This window comes from Neobacillus sp. Soil_C_43 (assembly GCF_057656715.1).
In genome coordinates, this window is sequence record NZ_JBDGJV010000001.1 from 474,894 (window position 1) to 490,507 (window position 15,614).

Annotated in this window: 15 protein-coding genes, 3 pseudogenes and 1 riboswitch; of the genes and pseudogenes, 3 read left to right on the top strand and 15 right to left on the bottom strand. The window is 38.1% G+C overall.

The window, feature by feature from the left end; genetic code table 11:
* Positions 1–108: 108 nt before the first annotated feature.
* The 6 genes and pseudogenes from AC3A54_RS02525 to AC3A54_RS02550 all read right to left on the bottom strand — a co-directional run bounded on the left by AC3A54_RS02525 (position 109) and on the right by AC3A54_RS02550 (position 5,961).
* Positions 109–558: a C40 family peptidase gene (locus tag AC3A54_RS02525; RefSeq protein WP_487653223.1), complete on the bottom strand. Its 450-nt coding sequence runs from the start codon at positions 556–558 to the stop codon at positions 109–111.
* Positions 559–726: 168 nt separating this feature from the next.
* A pseudogene (locus AC3A54_RS02530) lies at positions 727–1,329 on the bottom strand (hypothetical protein); the annotation flags it as partial.
* Positions 1,330–1,621: 292 nt separating this feature from the next.
* Positions 1,622–2,137, bottom strand: a pseudogene (locus tag AC3A54_RS02535) (vitamin B12-dependent ribonucleotide reductase); the annotation flags it as partial.
* A gap of 59 nt (positions 2,138–2,196) precedes the next feature.
* Positions 2,197–3,132 carry a restriction endonuclease gene (locus tag AC3A54_RS02540; RefSeq protein ID WP_487653224.1) on the bottom strand — a complete coding sequence of 312 codons (936 nt, stop codon included), beginning with the start codon at positions 3,130–3,132 and terminating at the stop codon, positions 2,197–2,199.
* A gap of 207 nt (positions 3,133–3,339) precedes the next feature.
* Positions 3,340–4,782 (bottom strand): annotated as a pseudogene (locus AC3A54_RS02545) (vitamin B12-dependent ribonucleotide reductase); the annotation flags it as partial.
* Positions 4,783–5,124: 342 nt separating this feature from the next.
* Positions 5,125–5,961, bottom strand: a complete 837-nt coding sequence (locus AC3A54_RS02550; protein ID WP_335547656.1) for a lipoate--protein ligase family protein — start codon at positions 5,959–5,961, stop codon at positions 5,125–5,127.
* Between the two features lie 193 nt (positions 5,962–6,154).
* On the opposite strand from AC3A54_RS02550, the gene AC3A54_RS02555 reads away from it, so the two are divergent.
* A complete protein-coding gene (locus AC3A54_RS02555) occupies positions 6,155–6,538 on the top strand; it encodes a rhodanese-like domain-containing protein (protein ID WP_487653225.1) in 384 nt (127 codons plus the stop codon).
* 99 nt (positions 6,539–6,637) lie between these two features.
* Here the strand turns inward: AC3A54_RS02555 and gcvPB are convergent, their stop codons facing one another.
* Genes gcvPB through gcvT form a run of 3 tightly spaced genes read right to left on the bottom strand, consistent with a single transcriptional unit; the run spans position 6,638 to position 10,559 of the window.
* Positions 6,638–8,098, bottom strand: a complete 1,461-nt coding sequence (gene gcvPB, locus AC3A54_RS02560) for an aminomethyl-transferring glycine dehydrogenase subunit GcvPB (protein ID WP_335545789.1) — start codon at positions 8,096–8,098, stop codon at positions 6,638–6,640.
* The gene (gene gcvPA / locus AC3A54_RS02565) at positions 8,091–9,437 is read right to left on the bottom strand and encodes an aminomethyl-transferring glycine dehydrogenase subunit GcvPA (protein ID WP_487653226.1); all 1,347 of its coding nucleotides are present in this window, start codon (positions 9,435–9,437) and stop codon (positions 8,091–8,093) included. Before gcvPA ends, gcvPB begins: the two co-directional genes overlap by 8 nt.
* A gap of 18 nt (positions 9,438–9,455) precedes the next feature.
* Positions 9,456–10,559 carry a glycine cleavage system aminomethyltransferase GcvT gene (gene gcvT, locus AC3A54_RS02570; RefSeq protein WP_487653227.1) on the bottom strand — a complete coding sequence of 368 codons (1,104 nt, stop codon included), beginning with the start codon at positions 10,557–10,559 and terminating at the stop codon, positions 9,456–9,458.
* 150 nt (positions 10,560–10,709) lie between these two features.
* Positions 10,710–10,798, bottom strand: a riboswitch (glycine riboswitch).
* A gap of 156 nt (positions 10,799–10,954) precedes the next feature.
* On the opposite strand from gcvT, the gene AC3A54_RS02575 reads away from it, so the two are divergent.
* Both AC3A54_RS02575 and AC3A54_RS02580 read left to right on the top strand, forming a co-directional pair.
* Entirely contained in the window at positions 10,955–12,643 is a 1,689-nt protein-coding gene (locus AC3A54_RS02575; RefSeq protein WP_487653228.1) for a DEAD/DEAH box helicase, read from the top strand.
* Positions 12,621–13,412, top strand: a complete 792-nt coding sequence (locus tag AC3A54_RS02580; protein WP_487653229.1) for a YqhG family protein — start codon at positions 12,621–12,623, stop codon at positions 13,410–13,412. The genes AC3A54_RS02575 and AC3A54_RS02580 overlap by 23 nt, the downstream gene beginning before the upstream one ends.
* Positions 13,413–13,469: 57 nt before the next feature.
* On the opposite strand, the gene AC3A54_RS02585 is transcribed toward AC3A54_RS02580, so the two are convergent.
* From AC3A54_RS02585 to comGC, 6 genes are all read right to left on the bottom strand, one after another.
* Entirely contained in the window at positions 13,470–13,655 is a 186-nt protein-coding gene (locus tag AC3A54_RS02585) for a YqzE family protein (RefSeq protein WP_335529388.1), read from the bottom strand.
* Positions 13,656–13,733: 78 nt separating this feature from the next.
* On the bottom strand, positions 13,734–14,117 hold the full coding sequence (comGG, locus tag AC3A54_RS02590; RefSeq protein WP_487653230.1) for a competence type IV pilus minor pilin ComGG: 384 nt from the start codon (positions 14,115–14,117) through the stop codon (positions 13,734–13,736).
* Complete coding sequence (gene comGF, locus AC3A54_RS02595) at positions 14,114–14,569, bottom strand: competence type IV pilus minor pilin ComGF (RefSeq protein WP_487653231.1); 456 nt, start codon at positions 14,567–14,569, stop codon at positions 14,114–14,116. Before comGF ends, comGG begins: the two co-directional genes overlap by 4 nt.
* Entirely contained in the window at positions 14,538–14,876 is a 339-nt protein-coding gene (locus AC3A54_RS02600) for a hypothetical protein (protein ID WP_487653232.1), read from the bottom strand. Before AC3A54_RS02600 ends, comGF begins: the two co-directional genes overlap by 32 nt.
* The gene (comGD, locus tag AC3A54_RS02605) at positions 14,860–15,300 is read right to left on the bottom strand and encodes a competence type IV pilus minor pilin ComGD (protein ID WP_487653233.1); all 441 of its coding nucleotides are present in this window, start codon (positions 15,298–15,300) and stop codon (positions 14,860–14,862) included. The genes AC3A54_RS02600 and comGD overlap by 17 nt, the downstream gene beginning before the upstream one ends.
* Positions 15,300–15,608, bottom strand: coding sequence for a competence type IV pilus major pilin ComGC (gene comGC / locus AC3A54_RS02610; RefSeq protein ID WP_308084128.1), 309 nt, complete (start codon positions 15,606–15,608; stop codon positions 15,300–15,302). Before comGC ends, comGD begins: the two co-directional genes overlap by 1 nt.
* Between the last annotated feature and the right edge of the window lie 6 nt (positions 15,609–15,614).

Sequence of the window (15,614 nt, forward strand, 5' to 3'; positions counted from 1 at the left end):
GTCAGAAACGGGGACATTTTTGGACTGACAACAATCTTAGTGATTAACGCCTCTTAGGAACAAAAAAGAGTACCGACTTATGCCGATACTCTGGGGAAGTTATTTTATTTAAATACGCTTGGCACCGATATATTTTGGGTTCCAATAGGTATTATTTGTATAGGTAACAATAACTCCTTTAGATGATGAAGCCATAATCATTTTCCCTGCACCAATATACATTGCTACATGTGTGGGTCTGTTAGCTTTCGTTGGTGCATAAAACAATAAATCTCCAGGCTGTAAGTAACTTACACGATATCCCTTTGTGTAAAACATATCCGCTGCAGTTCTTGGCAGAACTTTACCAGCCTTTGAGTAAGAATACTTCACTAAACCAGAACAGTCGAAACCGCCCGGAGTGATTCCACCCCATCTATATGGAACACCAAGGTTTGCCTTGGCAACTGAAATTGCTTTTGTATGATAGTATGCCGCTTCTGCTTTATCACCCGTAGTAGCAAACACTGAGCTAAGTCCAATTGTAATCGCAAGAACTGAGATTAGTTTTTTTAGCATAATGTTGTCCTCCTTGGAGTGATGTATTTGATAATCACACTATACAAGGAAATGATAACAACGACTTAACAGCAATATTACGATTTGGTTACAAAAATTATTCTAATATAATTTATTACATTGAAAAAGGGATGGAAATTTTACTTTCCATCCTCTTGAAATACTATTTTATAATCCACATTTTAATTGAGCATTACAGTTTGTACATGTATTACAGCCGCCGATTTCTTTTACTTTTCCTTTTCGGCAAACTGGGCAAGTGTTGCCAACCTCAGAACCAATTGTTACGTCAGTTGAACGCAGGTCACTAATGGTGTCAACTAGAACAACATGCTGCTTTGGCTTTTCATCAAACATCGATAACTGCTCATTAGTATTTTCTTCTGCTTTAAGGGTTAGTACTTGAGAATCGCGGGAACCATCTACGTAAACAGTTCCACCTTTAGCACCGCCGCTATATAATCTCTCGTATACTTTTTCTACTTGTTCTACGCTATAGCCTTTAGGTGCATTAACGGTTTTACTGATGGAGCTATCGATCCAGCGTTGGATGACGCATTGGACATCAGCATGTGCTTCTGGTGCTAATTCCATTGCAGTTATGAACCATTTTGGAAGATTGTTCGCATCGGCTTCAGGATGCTGTTCCAAATATTCTTGGACAATATCCGCATTTACTTCGATAAACTTTCCAAGACGCCCACTGCGGAAATAAGAGAATGAGAAATAAGGCTCTAATCCTGTGGAAACGCCAACCATTGTTCCAGTACTCATTTTTGTTACTCTCTATAAGGTATAGAGGGTGGGATTATTAGTACCCACTCATTACATCGCTGTAATGATCAGACTATATCATCAACCATTGTAGATGGTTGCTCAGCATGTAGTCGTTGAGGGGTCAGCCACGACTTCCCTGCGGATTGTCTGGTAGGCAATAAGCCAACACTCTTACATTTTTACCTTCAAATTGTTGGCCAGACAAGGTAGTAAGAGATACGCCAGGGTTTCCCGCATATAGCTAAGTTTACGCAGCGCTCTTACGAACACTGGGGGCAATAACTTTACCCGTAGGAGCAACGGTTAGCAAATGTGAATTTCTTATTCCTTTTTCTAAAATTGCTTGGCGAACATCCTCAGGCATTTTTTTCATGAATCCTGTATTAATAAATGCCTGTCTCAATCGATTGGTACCTTCTGTTGTTTCACCCTTTAAGAATGGGAAACTTCCCTTTTCTGTTGCTAATTCAACTGATGTTCTATACGCAGTTGTAGCGATAGTTTCAAATACTTTATCAACTAATAAATTACCTTCTGGCGAACCATACTCGGTTTCACAATAGATTAATAAATCGTGTAAGCCCATTACTCCTAACCCGACACGGCGCTCACCTAGAGCCTGCTTTTTGTTTTCTTCTAGGAAGTATGGTGTTGCATTAATTACGTTATCCTGCATCCGCACTCCTACGGCAACAGTTTTCTTTAACTTTTCAAAATCAACTGTTTTGGTATCCTTATCTGCCATCTCAGCAAGATTTACTGCAGCAAGGTTACACACAGAAAATGGTGCAAGTGGTTGTTCCAGTTTGTTATCCTAAAGGCTTTTTATCCTCTAGTTCTAACGGTTGATTTCCCGTTAGGTCAGCATATATTTTCATTACACACTTTTTGCATAAATTTAATTAATTCTTTTCTACCTAGATCCTTTCCAAAAACTGCCTTTGAAATGACTCTAAAATCCTTCACTCCAAACTCTTTTTGGATATTATCTGTTAATGGCTTTATAGTGGTTTTAATTTTATTCAAAGGAGTTGCAAGCACAATTTCTCTATTCGCTTTCGACCATTGTATAATATATTCTTTTATATTTTCATGTAGTTGGCTTCTACTCTTGATATAAGCTTTTGTTGCAACCATTATGGCTATTTTACCTGCACATGATTGACTGCAATATTTTTGAGAGGAAGTCTTAATAACTTTGAATCCCTGCCCACATTCTTGACAGTTTCTTATTTCTCTAGGACTTTTTAATTTCCCCTTTTGAGCTAATCCAGATTTTCTTAACCCCTCAAGCATTTTTTGCTTTGCAATACTATCAGAAGCCCATAATTCTTTAGTATGCTTACCAATTCTTTTTTTTGAGGTATCACTATGCTTATGATTATAATGAGCGTTGAGTTCTCCAAAAGTTGCCTTATTAATCGTGGTTTCTTTAGAGTCAATCCATTCACTAATTGTTGAAGTTAACGAAAAAGGTAAATCCTTATATAATATAAGCAAATCCTCATAAGAAATCAGTTCACACTTTATATTATAATTTTCCTCAATGGTCTTTAAAGCTTTTCTTGCTTTATCTTTTTCATTTTTATCCCTTGATTTTATTTCCACTATTTTAAGTAGCCTTTTATCTTTATTGTAGAAGAAAAAATCTGGTTTATACATTTTATATCCGAGATCAAACACAGCATCTTCGTAACTCCATTGAATAGAATGATAGTCAAGGTATTTAGCGTATGCATATTCGTAGGAACTTCTTAAGTAATGTCCTTTATAATACCCAGCATACCCTCTGTTCATTTATTATCACTCCACTAATATGAGCTTTGCTGTGTTTATTTCGATGTGTAATGTTGCGGCCTCGTGGATGGATTATATTCTGCAGTGCAGGTTCACCATCTATGCGTTGCCCCTGACTAGATTATTACATCTAGCCTTTGGTTCGGATTAGCATCTCAGCCTTCCCGCTTCATTCCGCAATTTTTAACGTGAGGCAAACTAAGCCACTTTACCACACGGATTTGTTGCAACAACTTGTTGACCATATGCTTTAGCATTTGTCATGTCGTTTGCATTATCGATGAAGAAAATTCCAGGTTCTGCAGAGTACGTTGCACAAATATTAATAAGGTTCCAAAGTTCTTTTGCTTTAATTTTTTTATAGACACGAACTTTGTGGCCCATTCTTTCCCACTCACGCACGTCACCGACTTTATGCCATTCTTCATTGTAAATTTTCATTTCATCTTGATCATAGTGTTCAACATATGGGAAACGAAGTTCATATTCACTATCATTTTCGACAGCTTCCATAAATTCTTTTGTTAAACATACCGAAATATTCGCACCAGTCAAGAACTCTGAGTTATGGACAGTGTAATTACCGCCAGTAACTAATTTTTCTTCTGCCTCAGCAATGATTTTCTCATCAAAACCACCATAGCCTGGGATGTTCTTATAATTCACTATACCTTGATACATAGCTGTTTCCTGCAGGGTAAGCGGTGTGAACTTAAGCTTATCGCTAGCGTGTTTCTTGATTGTTTCGTCATTTGTATTTTCAATTAAGAATCGTAGAATTCTAGGGTTCTGCATCTTAGAAATAATAAATTCAATAATGTCTGGATGCCAGTCTGCAAGCATTATCATCTGAGCTCCGCGGCGGGACCCGCCTTGTTCTACCAAGTGCGTCAATTTTGCAATATCATCTAACCACGATACAGAACCAGATGATTTACCGTTTACGCCCCTTGCAAGTGTATTCCGCGGTCTTAAAGTCGACCCATTCGTCCCAACACCGCCGCCTCGGCTCATGATCTCCATTACCTGTTTACGGTGGTCAGAGATCCCTTCACGTGAGTCCGGAACAAACGGCATAACATAGCAATTAAAAAATGTCACATCTGTATTTGCTCCAGCACCATACAGCACACGACCTGCAGGAATAAAATTCATTGAAACAAGCTCTTGATAGAACTTTTCATACCATTCTTGTCGCTTTTCATCCGTTTCTTCAACCGAGGCTAGGCCAGTTGCATTTCGTTTCGCAATTTGCTCGTAAAATAGCTCCAACGGCTTTTCAATCACGTCTAAAGAACGGACAATTACCCCTGTACTAGCTTCTTGAGGGTCATCTAGCACTCCTCTAAATTCCTCATCGACTAAAACTTTTGCTTTTTTATTTTCCCAATCAATCTCCTGGATGTACCCAAGACCTCTTGCTGGAAATTTTGGATCCTCTTTTATGGTGAGAACTACAAAGTCGCCGTTTGTGAGAGTAATTTTCTCTGTGTCTTTAAAGGTGTAGCGGTCCAACATAACCAAACGCGAAACACCCTTGTGAGTTATTTTCATATCTGGGGTTACTGGGTGTACCTGGGGGAAAAGGTGGATATCCTCATTCAACCTTTCAAAATCAATATTCATTTTTTGTCTAAAAACTACAGACATGAGAACAACTCCTTCGAATAAAATCTACCTATTGTGTCTAATCTAGATTGCTTTTGCTATATCTAGTTGTCTTATATAAATAAGGTATCACAGCTCTGCCGAAATAATCAACTAAAAAATCTATATATAGTACCGAAAATATTTTCGGTGCCACTATATATTGTATTAGAGGCAAAAAACAATTATTTTGTCAAACATAAAAATAACTAGATTTAAGAGATAATGAAAGATTTTCTACGGATTTCGTCTAAAAACAGGAAATTTTAACAAATTTCGAGGCTTGCTACTTTTTTAAAAAGGTATTATAAAAGGAAAAAAGCGGCAATCGCCGCTTTCCTCAAATTATCGTTTATAATTCCACTCATCATTCTCATATCGTTCAGTTGCAATTTTTTGGACGTAGGCAAGCTCTTCCTCTGTTAATTGATAGGATTCTAGCTCAATATTTAACCCTTCAGCAAACCCTTTATAGAATGCTTCCTTCGCTTCTTCCAGCGTAATTCTTCTTGGACTAATTGCATTAATAGCCACCGCTTTATCCTTAAAGGCCTTCTTCATCCGTTCTTTTACCCGATCATTCGGATATTTAAAAAGACTAAACAGCTTCTCTTCGTCTAAATCTAACAGAATCGATCCGTGCTGGAGAATAACACCCTTTTGTCTTGTTTGCGCACTGCCTGCTACCTTTCTTCCCTCCACAACAAGCTCATACCAGCTTGGTGCATCAAAGCAAACAGCAGAACGTGGATTTTTCAATGCATCTCTTTCTTCTGAAGTTTTTGGCACAGCAAAATATGCCTCTAAACCTAAATGGTGAAATCCCTTCAAAATTCCCTCTGAAATAACCCGGTACGCCTCAGTAACTGAACTAGGCATTTCTGGATGGTCTTCTGAAACGATTACACTGTATGTAAGCTCATGTTCATGTAGCACACCACGTCCACCTGTTGGTCTTCTGACAAAACCAAGATTATGGGCTTTTACTGCCTCCATATCAATTTCCTTTTCAACCTTCTGAAAATAACCTACGGATAACGTCGGAGGATTCCACCCATAAAACCGAATCACCGGGGGAAATTTCCCTTCACTGTGCCAATCAAGCAGAGCCTCATCCAAAGCCATATTAAATGAAGGAGAACTATTGCCTGTATCTATGAAACGCCATACTTCTTTTTCCATATATAAAAACCTCATTTTATAAAATTATTTCGTTCTTTAGTCTACCAAAATCTGATATGAATTCAAAATAAGATGTTTCTGGTATAATTGTATGAGAAAAAGTAAAGATTTTTTCCCATGCATCTTTATCTTTCGTGGAATGACTTATATAATAAAAACTAGTGCAGGAAAGCTTGAAAGGAGCAAAAAGAAGTTGAATTCACTTTATACTTTATTAATCATTATTGCAGCAGTTATTATCTACTCCGTTATTACCTTTTTCTATCAGAAAAGGATTGTTAAAACGGTAACAGAAGAGGATTTCCGTGCGGGCTATAGAAAGGCACAGCTTATAGATGTTCGTGAGCCAAACGAATTCGAGGGTGGACATATCTTAGGTGCTCGTAATATTCCAATGTCGCAAATGAAAATGCGAATGCAAGAGATTCGTCAGGATATGCCTGTTTACTTATATTGCCAAAGCGGAATGCGCAGTGCACGTGCTGCTCAATTCTTACATCGTAAAGGCTATAGAGACCTTACCCAACTGCAAGGTGGATTTAAAAAATGGTCTGGTAAAGTAAAAGCAAAAAAATAATTTAAAACTCATGGTTCCGGAGCAACTCCGGAACCTTTAATTTTTCACAAAAACAAAAAGAAAGTCAGATTCTATTAAGGAATCTGACCGTTCTCCTAACTATGCTCTTTGGTATTTTAAAACAGGTTTACGCGCAGCTGTTGTTTCATCCATACGACCTACAACAGTTGTGTGTGGGGCCTCTTGAACAATCTCTGGGTTAACCTCCGCCTCTTTCGCAATTTGAATCATGATATCGATAAATGAATCGAGAGTCTCTTTTGATTCTGTTTCAGTTGGCTCAATCATGATACACTCTTCCACATTTAACGGGAAGTAGATGGTTGGTGGATGGTAACCGAAATCAAGCAGACGTTTCGCAATATCGAGTGTACGGACACCTAATTTCTTCTGGCGTCTTCCGCTAAGAACAAACTCGTGCTTACAATGTCTATCAAATGGTAGATCATAGTATTCAGCAAGCCTTCTCATCATATAATTTGCGTTTAGTACCGCATACTCCGTTACTGCCTTTAAGCCGTCAGGGCCCATTGAGCGGATATAAGTGTATGCACGAACATTGATTCCAAAGTTGCCGTAGTAAGGCTTCACACGTCCAATGGATTGTGGACGATCATAATCTAGCACATACTCTTCACCGCGCTTTGCGATAATTGGTTTTGGAAGATAAGGAATTAAATCTGCTTTAACACCTACCGGACCTGATCCAGGGCCACCTCCGCCATGCGGGCCAGTGAATGTTTTATGAAGGTTTAAGTGAACAACGTCAAACCCCATATCCCCTGGTCTAGCCTTTGATAAAACCGCATTTAAGTTAGCTCCATCGTAATACAGCTTTCCACCCACTCCGTGAACAATCTCAGCCATTTCAAGAATATTTTCCTCAAAAAGTCCAAGTGTGTTTGGATTTGTTAACATTAATGCTGCCGTGTCTTCGCCAACTACTCTTCTTAGATCCTCTAAATCAACAAGACCATTTTCATTTGATTTAACTGTAATTGTCTCCAATCCAGCAATGGTAGCGGATGCTGGGTTTGTACCGTGAGCAGAATCTGGTACGATGACCTTTGTACGCTTCATATCGCCGTTTGCCTCATGATAAGCACGAATGAGCATTAATCCAGTCCATTCTCCGTGAGCACCAGCGGCTGGTTGAAGTGTCACCTCATCCATTCCTGTAATCTCAATTAAATGTTGCTGCAGGTCGAATAATAGCTCAAGTGCTCCTTGAACAGAACTTTCGTCTTGTAATGGGTGCACATGTGCAAAACCATTAAATCGAGCCACATTTTCATTAATTTTTGGATTATATTTCATCGTACAAGAACCTAATGGATAAAAACCTGAATCCACACCATGATTTCTTCTAGAAAGCGCGGTATAATGGCGCATAATATCAAGCTCAGATACTTCTGGAAGTTCAGGCTCTTCTTCGCGAACGTAACCTTCAGGAAGAAGACTGCTAAGGTCTAATTCAGGTACATCCATTTCCGGCAGGCTGAAACCGATTCGACCTGGTGTACTAAGTTCAAAAATGAGTGCCTGGTCCTGATTATGCATGCAAATCCCCCAATTCTTTCACTAGAGTATCAATTTCTTCCTTAGATCTTTGTTCTGTAACGGCAATCAACATATGATTTGCAAGTTCAACATAGTCACGACCTAAATCATAACCGCCAATGATTCCTTTTTGTAACAGCTTTTGGTTTAATTCTTTAACTGGTTGATTGAATTTCACGATAAATTCATTAAATGAATGGCCATCATAAGCAATATCAAATCCAGCCTCTTTAAATGCAGTTTTTGCATATTGAGTCTTTTGTAAATTTGCTGCTGCCATTTCACGTACACCCTTCTTACCGAGTGCAGTCATTGCAACCGAAGCTGCTAATGCATTCAATGCCTGGTTAGAGCAAATATTTGATGTCGCTTTATCACGACGGATATGCTGTTCACGTGCTTGAAGCGTTAAAACAAAACCGCGGCGTCCTTGATCATCTGTTGTTTGTCCAACAAGACGTCCTGGTACCTTACGCATTAATTTAGTTGTCACTGCAAAGTATCCGCAGTGTGGTCCTCCGAATGCTGTTGGAATACCAAAGACTTGCGCATCACCAATAACAATGTCAGCACCAAATTTTCCTGGAGGTGTTAACACACCTAGGGATAATGGGTTGCTGGAAACGACAAACATCGATTTATTCTCATGGATTACTTCTTCAAGCTCTTTTAGTGGTTCAATTCTGCCAAAAAAGTTAGGGTACTGAACAATGACAGCAGCAACATCTGCATTTACAAGTCCTTTTAAAGCATCAACATCTGTTACACCATCTGTTACAGGTACTTCAACGACATCAAGGTATTGACCTTTTGCATATGTTTTAAGAACTTCACGGGACTCTGGATGAACGGCACTTGACACTAAAATAGTCTTTCGTTTTGTATGACCTGCACTTAGCATCGCAGCCTCAGCCAGTGCTGTACCACCATCATACATAGAAGAGTTGGCTACATCCATGCCTGTTAATTCACAAATCATCGTTTGGAATTCAAAAATGGCTTGTAATTCACCTTGAGAGATTTCTGGCTGGTATGGTGTATAGGCAGTATAAAATTCGGAACGAGAAATTACATGATCTACAATGACAGGCATGTAATGATCGTATACCCCAGCACCTAGAAAAGAGACATTTCTTTTTAAGTCAGCATTCCGGCTGGCCATTTGGAATAGCTCTTTCATTAATGCGGTTTCAGATTTTGCCGGTTTAATATTGTATTCACCCTTGAATTTTACTTTCTCAGGAATATCGCTAAACAATTCATCAATTGAAGAAACACCAATGGTTTCGAGCATAGCCTTCTTATCTTGTTCAGTCATAGGTAAATAGCGATGTTTCATAAACCTAGCCCCCCTCTGTTATTTCTTTTCTTTTTTATAAAAAGGTGTTGGAACGACTGTAGCCTTTAAGCGTTTACCGCGAATTTCTACTTCCACCTCAGTATCTAGCCCAGTAAATTCAGTAGAAATAAGGGCAAGCCCGATATTTCTCTTTAATGTAGGTGATTGCGTACCAGTTGTTACTTCTCCAATTAGCTCATCCCCTTTATAAACAGGGTAGCCATGACGTGGGATCCCACGGTCAATCATTTCAATCCCCACTATCTTTCTAGAGAGGCCTTTCTCTTTCTGCTGTTTTAAGGCTTCCTTACCAATAAAATCAGCTTCTTTGTTAAGTTTAACAGCAAAAGCAATTCCAGCTTCAAGTGGAGAGATTTCTGGTGAAAGCTCCTGCCCATAAAGAGCTAAAACGGACTCAAAACGAAGAGTATCGCGTGCACCTAACCCACATGGAAGAACGCCCTCTTCTTTTCCTGCTTGTAAGATGTCTTTCCAAAGCTGTTCGGCATCAGCGGCATCACAGTACACTTCGAAGCCATCTTCACCCGTGTATCCTGTTCTTGATACGAGGGCTTTTTTACCATCTAAGCTAACTTCCTGCTGGAATTTAAAGAAGCCAATACCACTTAAATCTGTATCAGTAAGCTTTTGTAAAACTTGTTCAGCAAGAGGTCCCTGTATAGCAAGCTGAGCTGTTTTTTCAGACAGATTTTCAATGCTTACATCCCCTGATAGATGGTCCTCAAGCCATTTGAAATCCTTATCAATATTTGATGCATTAACAACAAGTAGGTAATAATTGTCCTCGATTTTATAAACTAGCAAGTCATCAACCGTTCCACCATTTTCGTAGCACATGGCTGTATACTGTGCACCGCCATCTTTAATTTTTGAAATATCATTTGTCATCATGTTTTGTAAATAGTTTAGGCTGTCAGAGCCCTTTACTTCGATTTCTCCCATGTGAGACACATCAAACAATCCGGCACGATTGCGGACTGCTTCATGTTCTTCTTTAATGCTAGAGAATTGAACCGGTAGTTCCCAGCCACCAAAATCGATGGTTTTCCCTCCAAATTCCTTATACACATCAAAAAGCGGAGTACGTTTTAATTCAGTCATTTTAAATCCCCCTTCAATTTAAAAACATAAAAAAGGACAGAAACCTCCCCTAAAACATAAGAAGGTCTCTGTCCTTGCACCTGAAAGTTTACCGAAAAAAAGGCTTTCCCCTTTGGTGGCTACACTGTTAGGTAGCACTCTCCAGAGTTGCGTCAAACAAGAGTTCTTTTGCCTGAGAGATTCACAGTTTCTGCTTGCTCCTTCGGCGCTACAAAGGTAGTCTCTCCCCTTGTTATCATTCGCAATTATAATATTTTCCTATTTGGTCATACTAATTATACTACTAAAATAAATTACCTTATTAAAATATTTAAAACATTCAAAGCTATTTTAATCCTACCATTAAAACGATACATTGGGCAATAGTCTTTTTTACAACAAAAGGAGCTGAAAAAATGTCTGTCAAAATTGAATTTGATTCCTCTTGGCAGGATGATTTTTTACATAGAATTGATAACGATGGGCCTTGGGGAAATTGGGAGCTATTTAAACTAGCAATTGGGGTTGAAAAACATCTGGTCATACCTGAATTTGAAGGCTTGCAAGCTCCAAAACATCTGCCAAATTTAACACCGCTTCCTCACCAGCTTGAAACAGCTAAGCAAGTGATTGAGAACATGAATGGAAAAGCCATCCTTGCAGATGAAGTGGGACTTGGAAAGACGATTGAAGCAGGCTTGATTTTAAAAGAATACATGATTCGTGGATTAGTGAAAAAGGTACTTATTCTAGTACCCGCATCTTTAGTAACACAATGGGCGATTGAATTGAACAGCAAGTTCTTCATCCCTGCTATTACACAAAGGAAAAGCTATGTATGGGAACAATGTGATGTGGTCGTCTCATCTATAGATACAGCCAAGAGGAACCCGCATCGAGATATTATTTCTAAGCTTGATTACGACCTAATCATTATTGATGAAGCACATAAGCTTAAAAATAATAAAACAAAAAACTACGAGTTTGTTCAAAACCTTAAAAAGAAATTTTGTTTATTATTAACCGCAACTCCCATTCAAAACAGAATTGAGGAAATCTTTAACCTCGTTTCACTTTTAAAACCGGGACATTTAGGCAGCGAAACCGCATTCTACGAAAAATATAAACGGGATGCACGTTCCTTAAATGATGATGAGCATTTAAAAGAATTAGTAAACAAGGTGATGATTCGTAATCGACGTGCTGATACAGGAATTGAATGGACTAAGAGGCACGTAGAAACCATCCCCATTGAATTTTCTCCGCAAGAAAAGGACTTATATGATTCAATTACTAATTTAAAAAGTGAAAGTGATTGGCTACCAACGAGTGCCTTCTCTGTCATGACTCTGCAGCGGGAAGCATGTAGCAGCAGGGAATCTGTTTTTTACACCTTAAAAAACATGCTGCAAAAAAAGGAGGATCCAACTCCTGCCTTTGAAGAACAAATAAACTTTTTGATTAGTAAAGTGGAAGCGGTACAAAAAAATTCAAAAGCTGTAAAAGCACTTGAGATAATTCAGAAAGTGAATGATAAAGTTATTATTTTTACGGAATATCGTGCGACTCAGATGTATCTGCAATGGTATTTAAAGCAACATGGAATTTCTTCTGTCCCATTTCGAGGGGGATTTAAACGAGGGAAGAAGGATTGGATGCGCGAACTGTTTCAAAAGCATGCCCAAGTCTTAATTGCAACGGAAGCGGGCGGTGAAGGAATTAATCTGCAATTTTGTAATCATATTATTAACTTTGATTTGCCATGGAACCCTATGAGGCTGGAGCAACGGATTGGACGAATCCATCGTTTAGGCCAAGAAAAGGACGTCATGATTTATAACTTCGCCATCAAAAATACAGTTGAGGAGCATATATTAAAGCTTCTTTATGAAAAGATTAATCTGTTTGAAAAGGTCATTGGTGAACTGGACGATATATTAACGAAATTAGAATTTGGCAATATTGAGGATCATTTAATTGATATATTTGGACAATCCGCTTCAGAAGGTGAAATGAGAATTAAAATGGAAAATTTATCATCTATGATTGAATTTGCCCAAACTATTAAAGAAGGTGAGACACATGCAGCAGCAGGAAATTCATAACTTTCTTATCAGTTACTTTGTAGCAAATGAATGCCAAATTATCGAGAATAAACCGGGATACTTAACCGTACAATTGACGATTGAATTGGATAAAGAATTAATGAACCGCCCTTTTTACTGGCACTACCTGGAAAAAACAGGTGGTATTCCTAATCCGATGCAGCTCACCTTCATTACAAACAAAGAAATAGCTCCAGAGCATATAAAGGGTGAGATTATCCATTTTGGCTCACCTAGGCTTCACCAAATTTTTCAATCCACCAAAAATTTGGCCAGTTATATCAGACTTTACGAAAAACATAACCTAATTCATAACCAAACACCGCTACTGCCCTGGCTGTGTATGAATGTTAAAATTTCTTATCAATGTGATCGTAAGCGTGATATTTATAAATCAATCGGTTTACAGCTTATTAATGGTCAAATGGTTGAGAATTTCCATGATCGACTAGAACACATACCATTAACACCCAAAATCCCAGATTACTCTTTTACTTTATCACCATTGGTAAAACCCAAAAGTGGAATGCTAAGGATTGAAAACTATTTAACATCGTTGATTAATGAGGATGATCATTCCTGGGCGGAGGAAGCCCGAAAGCGGTGGGACCAAGATTTAAAACTGTTGGAGCATTTTTATGAAGAAATTGAAGAAGAAAATGAAAATTATGAGACAGAAAAAAAAGCACTTCAAGAGCAGTACGAACCGAAAATTAATATTTCCTTTATCAATGGCGGTCTGTTTTATCTAACTGATCAGGCCATATAAGAACAAAAGGCTGACTCTTTTGCTTTTGAGTCAGCCTTTTAGAATTCAATTGTATTCCTAAAGTTTTCGTCTCTTTTTCATTTGAAAATAGAGGATATACGGTAGGATTCCAAACCAACGATACCAAAAAGATGCTCGTCCTTGCTTTCGCTCATAACGGAGCCTTTTTCTTTCAGCCTTTGGTTGGTCGGCATATTTTACAATTGTTTGTGTCATGTATTTGACATAGTCATTTGTTTTCATGGACGCACCTGCCTTTCTCCAGACGGACACTTCCGTTCTCAGTTACAAGTATGTCCAGGATTGCTTTTTTCAAACGATTTATTTTATTTCAGTCCATTTAGTTAGTTTTTTAGTAACCACATCAAAAGAACCTCGGCCGCTAACTGCTATTCCGGAATTTAAAATCAAATTAAAGGTAACCTTTTGAACGCCACCTGTAGGTGCTTCGGCTTGGAACTCCATCGTGCCATTACTATACGTCCAGCCTCCTTTTACTGGAAGAGTTTCCCCAGCTTGATACAATGCTTCTACCTTTTTTACCGAAGAGAGAAAATAGTATTCCTCCTGATGAATAGCAGCTGTTTCATGTGCTATTTTCCTTTCCATTAGTAATTGGTCAACATGCATGGTGAGGAATACTAAAAAAAACAGAAGCAAACAAAGTGTCAGCGGATAAGTAAATCCTTTCTCCTTATTGTTCATGACCCCTTGTTCCAATCTACCAATGAAAAAATGGTTACTGTGTGTACTTTTCCTGAAAGGTCAACAACCGTAATTTTAACTGCGTTGTTTAACGTTGTTAGAGACAACTGTGACACGTTTTGAAGTATAATTTCGTTCCCTGTAGAATTCACTCGTCTCCGTAGGTTCGTACCGTATTTTTCAAATTGGACCGTTTCTGTATCTTTGGTTAGGATTAAGCGGCCAGATAACACTTGAGCACTACTAGAGAAGCGCATCTCTTTCTTTATTTGACTGCAAAAGACCTCCCACTCCATAGCCCGCAATCGCACTTGAGTATCTTTATTATTGAGGGTTATTTGAAAAATAGGCAGCATAAAAAAGATAATGATACTAAAGACCGAAAAAGCGATTAGTACTTCGATAAGCGTAAATGCCTTTTCATTCGAATATTCCACATGTTTCAGTTCCATGTATAAAGGGAGTCTTTTCAACTTTAACACACACCACCTTTCCGTTATCTACAAGGGAGTCTTTCCAGATAATTTGATATTCAATTCCATCTTGAACAACTGAGTAATTGTTAAAATTTTTGTGATCCATCATCCTTGCCTGCAATTCTTCATATATATATTTTCGTGAAATATTCTCTATTTCAACTTGATGTGATTGATCTCTTACTTGTATGAAAATGGGAAGTAAAAACATACTTATCATTAACAACGCAGACAGTGATAAGAGTAGTTCCAGTAAAAAAAATCCTCTACTGTTCTGAAACATAAAACCGTCCCTCTCCAATTAAAAAGGTCAACCGATAGATTTTATTTCGATAGTACAAAATTAAGCTGCCAAACTTGTTTATATTACCATCTGGTAGGAACTTAAAAGATAAAGGCATCGTACCTTCGGTGAAATTTACATTGTGTGAGTAATCTCTTTCAATAATTGGTCTTTCCTCTGCACGGTAAATCATATAATACCTGTATTCTTTTGGCACAAATTGAACTAATACCTCATGATGGTGCGATATGGCATACTGCTGGGCATAATACAGGTCAGCTTTTAATTGGGTGAAAAAGGAATCCTTTTCCATAAAAGTGTGTTGAGGTTTCAGTGTGAAGACTGTGACTGAGGAAATAATCATAAAAATAGAAAGGACTAGAAGTGATTCAATCAAGGTGAATCCTTTTTGATTCCAGTTCATTACGGTGTTACTACAGCTGTAACATTTCCACTTGAATCTATACTCACTGTTTTTCCGTTCGGACACCCTTTTGCATCATTCTTTATATACTCTTCGGTTATAAGGTCTTGCAGTGTTGGCACCTTGTTTTTATCCATTTCATAGGCTTGAACTTGTGCTTGGACCATTTTCACATAAGCCTCACAACCCTTATTATTTATATTAGTATTATGTTTTGCTACATTTGGAATTGTAATGATCAACAGGATTGAAATTACTAGCATAACTATCATCATTTCAATAAGTGTAAACCCTTTTTCATTATTCATCATTTA

Bases quoted from the DNA above. Each gene is read 5' to 3' on its own strand.
- AC3A54_RS02525 (WP_487653223.1), bottom strand. From the start codon at position 558: ATGCTAAAAAAACTAATCTCAGTTCTTGCGATTACAATTGGACTTAGC.
- AC3A54_RS02540 (WP_487653224.1), bottom strand. From the start codon at position 3,132: ATGAACAGAGGGTATGCTGGGTATTATAAAGGACATTACTTAAGAAGT.
- AC3A54_RS02550 (WP_335547656.1), bottom strand. From the start codon at position 5,961: ATGGAAAAAGAAGTATGGCGTTTCATAGATACAGGCAATAGTTCTCCT.
- gcvPB (WP_335545789.1), bottom strand. From the start codon at position 8,098: ATGCATAATCAGGACCAGGCACTCATTTTTGAACTTAGTACACCAGGT.
- gcvPA (WP_487653226.1), bottom strand. From the start codon at position 9,437: ATGAAACATCGCTATTTACCTATGACTGAACAAGATAAGAAGGCTATG.
- gcvT (WP_487653227.1), bottom strand. From the start codon at position 10,559: ATGACTGAATTAAAACGTACTCCGCTTTTTGATGTGTATAAGGAATTT.
- AC3A54_RS02575 (WP_487653228.1), top strand. From the start codon at position 10,955: ATGTCTGTCAAAATTGAATTTGATTCCTCTTGGCAGGATGATTTTTTA.
- AC3A54_RS02580 (WP_487653229.1), top strand. From the start codon at position 12,621: ATGCAGCAGCAGGAAATTCATAACTTTCTTATCAGTTACTTTGTAGCA.
- AC3A54_RS02585 (WP_335529388.1), bottom strand. From the start codon at position 13,655: ATGAAAACAAATGACTATGTCAAATACATGACACAAACAATTGTAAAA.
- comGG (WP_487653230.1), bottom strand. From the start codon at position 14,117: ATGAACAATAAGGAGAAAGGATTTACTTATCCGCTGACACTTTGTTTG.
- comGF (WP_487653231.1), bottom strand. From the start codon at position 14,569: ATGGAACTGAAACATGTGGAATATTCGAATGAAAAGGCATTTACGCTT.
- AC3A54_RS02600 (WP_487653232.1), bottom strand. From the start codon at position 14,876: ATGTTTCAGAACAGTAGAGGATTTTTTTTACTGGAACTACTCTTATCA.
- comGD (WP_487653233.1), bottom strand. From the start codon at position 15,300: ATGAACTGGAATCAAAAAGGATTCACCTTGATTGAATCACTTCTAGTC.
- comGC (WP_308084128.1), bottom strand. From the start codon at position 15,608: ATGAATAATGAAAAAGGGTTTACACTTATTGAAATGATGATAGTTATG.